At 63.7% G+C, this 4986-nt stretch carries 6 protein-coding genes; all 6 read left to right on the top strand.

Annotation, left to right across the window (positions count from 1 at the left end; all coding sequences use genetic code 11):
- Positions 1 to 948: 2Fe-2S iron-sulfur cluster binding domain-containing protein (locus QZY06_RS12110; RefSeq protein ID WP_295684640.1), on the top strand; the 948-nt coding region annotated here is incomplete at its 5' end.
- A 112-nt stretch (positions 949 to 1060) separates the two neighbouring features.
- Positions 1061 to 1453 (top strand): hypothetical protein, encoded by a 393-nt coding sequence (locus tag QZY06_RS12105; RefSeq protein WP_295684638.1) that lies wholly within the window; start codon positions 1061 to 1063, stop codon positions 1451 to 1453.
- Positions 1454 to 1498: 45 nt separating this feature from the next.
- Positions 1499 to 1621, top strand: a complete 123-nt coding sequence (locus QZY06_RS12100; RefSeq protein WP_295684635.1) for a hypothetical protein — start codon at positions 1499 to 1501, stop codon at positions 1619 to 1621.
- Between the two features lie 33 nt (positions 1622 to 1654).
- Complete coding sequence (locus QZY06_RS12095) at positions 1655 to 2365, top strand: OmpP1/FadL family transporter (RefSeq protein ID WP_295684632.1); 711 nt, start codon at positions 1655 to 1657, stop codon at positions 2363 to 2365.
- 4 nt (positions 2366 to 2369) lie between these two features.
- The gene (locus tag QZY06_RS12090) at positions 2370 to 3494 is read left to right on the top strand and encodes a hypothetical protein (RefSeq protein WP_295684629.1); all 1125 of its coding nucleotides are present in this window, start codon (positions 2370 to 2372) and stop codon (positions 3492 to 3494) included.
- A 119-nt stretch (positions 3495 to 3613) separates the two neighbouring features.
- A partial coding sequence (locus tag QZY06_RS12085) for a hypothetical protein (RefSeq protein WP_295684626.1) occupies positions 3614 to 4986 on the top strand: 1373 nt, incomplete at its 3' end.

Genomic DNA, 4986 nt, shown 5'->3' with positions numbered 1-4986 from the left:
GTGCCGTTTCCGCACAACTGCACGGTCGGCACCTGTGGCTCCTGCAAGTGCAAGCTCAAGTCCGGACGCGTCTCGGCGCTGACCGACTTCGGCTACACGCTGTCGCAGCAGGAAATCGCCGCCGGTTTCATCCTCGCCTGTCAGGCCATCCCGAAGGATGCGCTGACTCAGGTGGAAGTCGAGAGTCAGGCGCTGGATGCGCCGGCAGTGGAGTCGTTCACCGGCAAGATCTCGGCCACCGAGACGCTGACTCACGACATCGTCAAGATCACCCTTGCTCTGGATCGACCGATCAAGTTCGTGGCTGGGCAATACGCGAATCTGAAGTACCCGAATATCCAGCGCGCTCGAAACTATTCGTTTGCCGATGCGCCGGATCGGGATGGCCGCCAGCAGATCAGCTTCTTCATCCGCAAGGTGCCGAACGGCATGTTCACCGAAGCCTTGTTCAAGGGTGAACTGAATGACATGACCTTTGATGTGGAAGGCCCGCACGGCAATTTCCATCTCCATCCGGGTACGGCGCCGATGGTCTGCATCGCCGGTGGTTCAGGCTTGGCGCCGTTGCTGTCGGTGCTCGAAGCCGGTCGCAAGGATCGTGTCCAGCGGCCTTGTGCTTTCCTGTTCGGGGCGCGGACGCAGGCGGATCTCTATGGTCTGGAGCAGATCCAGCAGATCTCTCAGAACTGGAATGGCAAGTTCGTGTTCCTGCCGGTGCTCTCGCATGAGCCAGCCGACAGCTCCTGGACCGGTGCTCGTGGTCTGGTCACGCAGTTCATCACCGATGCCTTGCCCGATATCGATTGGTCCACTGCCGAAGGCTACATGTGCGGCCCTCCCGGCATGATCGACGCCGGCATGTCTTCCATGACCGAAGCCGGCATGAAGCTCGATGCCATCTTCTACGACAAGTTCACTGACGAAAGTCATTCGGCAAAAATGCCCTGATGCGCTTGGGGCACTTCCCTGCAAGCAGAGCATTTCAGCGAGATCTTTCCGGGCTCACGGCTTCTCGCCTCTGGGCAGTGCCGGCGTCGTTTCACCACACGGATTCGTGTTAGTGACAAATACCGAACGTTCAACTGCAGTCGGGCTTGCCGGTCTGCTGGCCAGCTTCTGCGCCCAGGCTTCGCTGGGTATCTACGAGCAGGGCAATGGCGTCAAGGCGATGGGCATGGGCGGCGTCAGCTATGTCGGCGTCGATGAATCGACGGTGCTCAGCGCCAACCCAGCGCTGGCGATCAGCCAGGGCAGCCGCTTCGATCTCGGCAATGATCTGCTGATCGTCAGCGGCGGCACCCGGATCCGCGGCAACGCGGCGGGGCCGGACGAGTACTACGATTCTTCGGGCAAATCCCTGTTCCCGATTCCGCAGCTCGGCCTCACCGTGCCGATTGCAGAGCACTGGGCGTTCGGCGCAGCCGCGTTCGCCGCCGGCATCGGTCCGGACTAGCCGCGCAGCCCCTATGCGCGCTTTGCGCAGGGCCAGGGTGCGGATGTGGCAGCGCGTTCGGCAACGGCGCTGAACACGCTGAAGGTCGCCGGCATCTCGCTGGCGCTGGCGCACGAGATCCTTCCTGGCCAGTCGATCGGCCTGTCGGCCAACCTGCAACACCAGTAAATCTCCACCGAAGGCACGGCGCCGTTCGCGTCGATGTCCGTGGCACCTGATTTCGTCGGCAACCAGGGCCAGCATGGCGGCTTCGGCATCAGCTTCACGGCGGGCTGGACCGGCACCATCACGCCCTGGCTCAGCGGCGGACTGTCGTATCGCTCCAAGGCCTGGCAGCAGCGCATCGAGCAGTACCGCGGCCTGCTGCCCGACGGCGGACGGCTGGAATTGCCGGCGATCTTCGGCGGCGCCCTCGAAGCCCGGCCTTCGGAAAGCTGGCGCCTCGCCGTCGAGTACCAGCATTACGACTATTCGGGCAGCAACGGCTTCGGCAACACCATCGATCTGCTGTTCGCCGGCGTGCCGCTCGGCGCCAAGGATGGCCCCGGCTTCGGCTGGCGCGACCAGAACGTCTACAAGTTCGGCTTCCAATACCTGGCGACGCCGCAGGTGACCCTGCGCGCCGGCGTCAGCTACGCAACCAGCCTGCTACCGCGCTCGCAGACCCTGTTCAACGGCCTGGCTCCCGCAACGCCGCAATGGAACCTTGGCGTCGGCGGGACACTCGGACTGACGAGCAACTCGGAAGTCAGCTTCGTGATGGCGACCACAGAACACAACACGGTACGCGGCAAGGACTCGATTCCGGACGCCTTCGGCGGCGGCGAGGCCGATATCGACTTCAAGTGCTTCAATGTCGGAATCTCGTACGGTAGACGTTTCGGCAAATCGCGCGCAGGCGCCAGGAGTTGAACCGATGAACAAGCGCCAACCTTTGCTGCTCCTCGCGATCCTGCCGCTGTTTGCAGGTGCGGCACTGGCGGCTGCCCCTGCAGCGCCAGCCCCGGCGCGAGCGCCCACTAAAGCACCCACTCAGGCCCAGGCCCAGGCTCCAACCAAGCCCGCTGCGGTGCCGCCTGCCGCGAAGCCGAAACCGCCTGTGCCCGTCGACTACCGCTTCGAAGCAACGGTCACCATCGATGCCGTGCAGGATTGGACCAAGAACGATCCCAAACATCCGGGCGAGCAGTTCTCCAAAGCCACCACCCAGCAGCGCTGGGAAGTGGTGACCACCCTGCACTCCGATGGCGTGCTGGAAGTTCGCGATCTGCTCGATGCTGATCTCAATACCCGGCTGGAAGCCAAGGTCATCCATCTCGCCCGCCGGGCCAAGCAGGCCATCGAAGCGCGCGGCGGCAAGCTGGTGCTGCCGACCACGCCCGAAGAAAAGCTGGCAATGGATCGCCGCTTCCAGGTCGACATCCAGAAGTGCAACGGCGTGGCCACCTGCACCGGCGCCCTGAATCTCGAATATGCCGCCGTCTACGCAGCGCTTGAATATCCGGAAGCGCTGGAGGAAGACGAAAACATCGACGGCCAGTATCTGTATCTGGAACCCTTCAAGGACTGCCCTTCGCATTCGCATATCCAGCTGACGATGGCCATCGACGGCAAGCGCTGGAACAAGGACGTCGACAAGTTCGTCGACTTCTCCGAGCGCCGCTCGGCCGATACGGTCGATCGCATCAGCGATGGCCTGAGTCTGTGCAGCCATTACCTGATCGTCATCGACACCCTGGACCCGAAGCGCGGCATGCGCGTGGAGAACGTGTTCTTCCCGTCGACGGTTGGCGTCACCGAATACACCGAGCGCGGCCGGACCCAGAAGACCACCGAATCACAGCCGATGCCGGGCGCGGTCATGGAATGGGTCGACGCCACGCTGCGTCAGGCGCCGCTCAGCGGCAAGGCCAGCGCGGATCTGCCGCTGAGCATCTCGCTGAATGGCGTTTCGATCTGGCTGGGTCTGTGGAGCGGCACTGCGAAAACCACACTGGAATGGCGTTTGGTGCCGGCGCCCGCCGCAGTCAAGAAGCCCTGATCGAGGGCTAGCCCCTGAATGCTTAAAGTGCCCCCAAAAGGCACTTCAAAACTCATCCCGGATTGGTATTCCTACGTACTGGATGCCATACACGCCCGAATGAACCGAGATCGCCAACCATGCGAATCAACCTGCACCGCCGCGCCCTGCTGCTGATCTGCTTCAGCCTCACGACCCTCGCTGGCGGTTGCAAGGAAGAGAAGAAGCCGGTGGAGATTCCGCCGGATCAACTGGTCGGCTTGTTCAAGAACATCAGCGGCTGCCGCCAGAAGTACGCGGAGATGGATGCCAGGATCGACGCGGCCGGCGTCCGCAATCCGGCATTCCATCGAGTGCCGGGCTTTCCCTACCTGCGTACCGATCGCCTGATGGCTTCCTATCGCGATCAGCTCGGTACCTTCGACGAAGCCGCCGGCTGGGTGCGCCGGATGCGCGAGTTCGACCAGGAAGCGCGCGAGTTCGAATACGAGAACCTGGGCATGACCTCGCAGGAAGCAGCGATCCTGCGCTTCGATTTTCTGGTCTGCAGCCAGGGGCTGGCCGGGCTGGAGATGGAGATTCCTTCGAACTTCGAACTGGTCCGCGAGAGCGCATCGGTACCGGACGACTATTCGACCAAGACCCAATTGCTGGGCCTTTATCCGCTCAGCACGCCGCTGCTGCGTTCGAAGATCGGCCGGTTCGAAAAGGCCGTCCGCGCCGAATTCGCCCAGCCGGCCGAGGCCTTGATCGGCAACAGTCCGCAGGTGCTCTGGCAGGTCGAAGCCGTTGAAGATCTGAGCCTGGTGCCGAAGCACATCTACGACACCTCGCCGGACGAACTGGGCCTGCCCGGCCTGGTCGATTCCGCCTGGCGTGCAGTTGCCGAAGCCTATGCACCGCAGCTGGCCGGCGCTGCCGATGGCAAGGCCGGCCTGCTGGGCGCACCGACCTGGACCGCATCCGGCCTCACCGTCGACACCAGCAAGCCGACGGTGAACTACCAGATCGGCTTCGTCCGCTTCGGCCAGATGAGCCTGATCCAGGTCGATTACTTCCTCTGGTTCAAGCGGCCCGCCGGTACCAGCGTCGCCAAGGACGCAGCACCGATCGACGGCCTGATCTGGCGCGTGACCCTGGACGAATTCCTCAAGCCGCTGGCCTACGACTCGCTGCGCGCATCCGGCAGCGAGCACTTCTGGTTCCCGGTGCAGACCCGTCTGCAGCGGCAGGCGGCCGTCGACGGCCAGCCGCCGTTCCTGCCGCAGGACGGTCTGGCGCCGGAGAGCCCGCGCCTGCTGCTGGCCAGCAGCAACGGTGAACTGCGCCGCGTGCAATCTGCAGCCACGCCGCTGGCGAAAGCCGAAACCCGTCGCTATCAGCTGCAGCGCTACGAGGACCTGTACCGGCTGCCACTGCCTGGTGGCGGCAGCCGCAGCCTGTTCGACACCGCCGGCTTCGTGCCCGGCACCGATTCCGAAGCGCCGGGCTGGATGCTGGCCAGCGGCATCGC

It is taken from the genome of uncultured Nevskia sp., assembly GCF_903885465.1.
Classification (GTDB): Bacteria; Pseudomonadota; Gammaproteobacteria; order Nevskiales; family Nevskiaceae; genus Nevskia.
This window is presented reverse-complemented; position numbering and strand designations above follow the sequence as displayed.

Bases quoted from the DNA above. Each gene is read 5' to 3' on its own strand.
- QZY06_RS12090 (WP_295684629.1), top strand. From the start codon at position 2,370: ATGAACAAGCGCCAACCTTTGCTGCTCCTCGCGATCCTGCCGCTGTTT.
- QZY06_RS12095 (WP_295684632.1), top strand. From the start codon at position 1,655: ATGTCCGTGGCACCTGATTTCGTCGGCAACCAGGGCCAGCATGGCGGC.